The 2435-nt window shown below is 33.8% G+C and carries 2 protein-coding genes; both read left to right on the forward strand.

Annotated elements, in window-relative coordinates; all coding sequences use genetic code 11:
• Positions 1 to 281: transposase (locus K737_RS01570; RefSeq protein WP_035574835.1), on the forward strand; the 281-nt coding region annotated here is incomplete at its 5' end.
• Positions 282 to 951: 670 nt separating this feature from the next.
• Positions 952 to 2301 (forward strand): hypothetical protein, encoded by a 1350-nt coding sequence (locus K737_RS01575; protein WP_024161360.1) that lies wholly within the window; start codon positions 952 to 954, stop codon positions 2299 to 2301.
• Positions 2302 to 2435 lie beyond the last annotated feature (134 nt).

Here is a 2435-nt window from a genome sequence, read left to right on the forward strand (position 1 = left end):
TTGCCCAAGATAAAGACCGGGTAATAAAAGCCTACAAACAAAGATGGAACATTGAACGGCTGTTCAGAACTATGAAAACGCAAGGGGTTACCCTTGAAAATACCCCTATGAAAGATTTGGGAAGACTTTCCAAACTTATCACGATTGTCGCTGTTGCTATTTTATACGCTTTTATAACGGGCCTTACACAAGAAATTGCTTACAAAAAAAACAGTCAGAGCGCCTTTCTATTCATCTTTGTATTCATACTTCACAAGGGGATTCAGGTGGATCAAAGATAAACTCTTATTCTTTGATTTCAGAGATTTTTTAAACTACCTGAAAAAAAGTGAGGGGGAGTATGATTTTTTTGAGACTTTTAAGCAAAGATAGCATGATTGATTTTCAAAGTTTTATTAACGTGAAGTGCTACAAAAATACGCATGTTACTTCCAGTATTTCAAGTGATCATTTGTTTGCAAGGGGTTTTCGACGAAATCTCGCAAACTACAGTAATGGGATCTTGTATTAGCCAGTGAAGCTGAAAACAGGTACGAAATGCACGATTGTGCGCCCCCGTAAAACACAGTGGTGCTAAAAAAATATACTCATGCTGAATGAAATAGTTTAAAAGTTTAATTTCATGTGTTAATAATTTTTCTTATGCAAAGATTTATGACAGAAGAAGATCGTGTTGCGTTAAGAACGCAGATCGGCAAGAAAAGAACTGACAGCAGATAAGATTAAGGCTGTTTTGTTATCCGACAAAAGGTGGAGCTCGTCAAATTGCTAAGGCGCTTCTGATTAACGATCAGTCGTCATGTGGAGGGGTATAAGAAAGATCAAACATATAATATCTAGTTGATTTACTATGTCTAGAATATTTTTGTAAAAACTCTTAAACTAAAACAGCTACAAAATTTAAAAGCTTTATCAAGAGTAAGACACTCATTGGTTTTATGGGAGATTTTTATGGTTTTGTTTTTTCGCAGCACAATAAAATTTTTAGAAGAAAATAAAAAATTTTGTTTGTTCGCTTTGTTTAGTATACATCTTTTTTGTTTTTGGCCCGGGATTATGACCTCTGACAGCCAGTGCCAATATCTCATGGCGATGTCCGGGAATTACGGAGATCATCATCCTTTTATTATGTCTTTTTTATGGAGGTATATTGATAAAATTTTGAAGGGTTCAGCAGGAATCTTGGTAATGCACTTAAGTCTTTTTTATTCCGGAATTTATTTTTTATTAAAAAGTGTAGCCCAAAAACGACTTTCTTTAATTTTTTTGGGTGTTCCTTTTATCCCTCCGATTTTTGTTTACTCAGGTATGATTTGGAAAGATTTGGGATTTGCTTATTCATTTTTTTGTGTGATGAGTTACCTGGCTTATTTAACTATGCAAAGAAAAAATCTTTCCTTTTTTCCCAAAATAGGAATTCTTGTGATTCTTGCTTACGGAACGCTTGTAAAATTTCAAGCACAGTATTTGGCCCCCATCGTATTGGTATGGATTGGATGGCATTGTAAACACCACAATAAAGATATTGCTGGCATCGTCAAAAGTATATCTAAAGTTTTGATCATTTTTTATGGTATTATTTCGGGGATCCAATATTTAGGCCCAAAGGTTAAACAAGATCACAGTTGGCAGTACGTTAAACTTTACGATCTTTCAGCTCTAAGTGTGGAATTGAATCAATCTTTATTTCCTGAATTCTGTAAAACAAAAAAATTTTCTATGGAAAAATTGCATAGTTTGTTCAACGGATCAAGAGTAGATTATTTGGTTTTTGGAGATGCGATATTAGAAAAAGGAAAAAATGAGAATGAAAGAAATTTTCTTTGGAAAACATGGTGTTCTCAAGTGGCTCGCCATCCATTATTATACATAAAACATAGAGTTTTTAACTTATCTTATACTTTAATTTCAACTCCAACTTTTGATTATGTTATTCCTTTTTTACAAAAATCGGTAGACCAAAAAACATTTTCGTACAAAATTCTTTACTGCTGTGCTAGATTTTTAGGTTGGGCATTTTTAGCACATTTTTTCCCAGCTCTGCTGAGTTGTTTTTATCTTATTTTTGGAGGACTATCATTGCGTTCTTCCACAGTTGCTATTCCCTTATTTTTTATGAACGCAGTATCGGTAGGTATGTTGCTTGCTCTTTTATTTTTTTCCATGGCAGGAACTCCGCGATATACATACATTTGTGTATGTTTAGTACATGCGTCCCACGTATTTGCTTATTTGTGCTGGAAGAAAAGAGAAAACGCATTATATGGTGTAGCCAGAAGATTCTATAGTAATTTAGGTTGAATTAGATATGTTAAAGAACCACGAAATAGAGTCAAATAGGGCGTTAAAATTTAGTATATTGTCCACCTCTTCATATTATCCCAGAATTACTCTATTGGATTCAAATCAGGAGAGCTAGGAGGTAGAAAAATTAT

Origin of the sequence: Holospora undulata HU1 (assembly GCF_000388175.3) — a bacterium.
Lineage (GTDB): Bacteria > Pseudomonadota > Alphaproteobacteria > Holosporales > Holosporaceae > Holospora > Holospora undulata_A.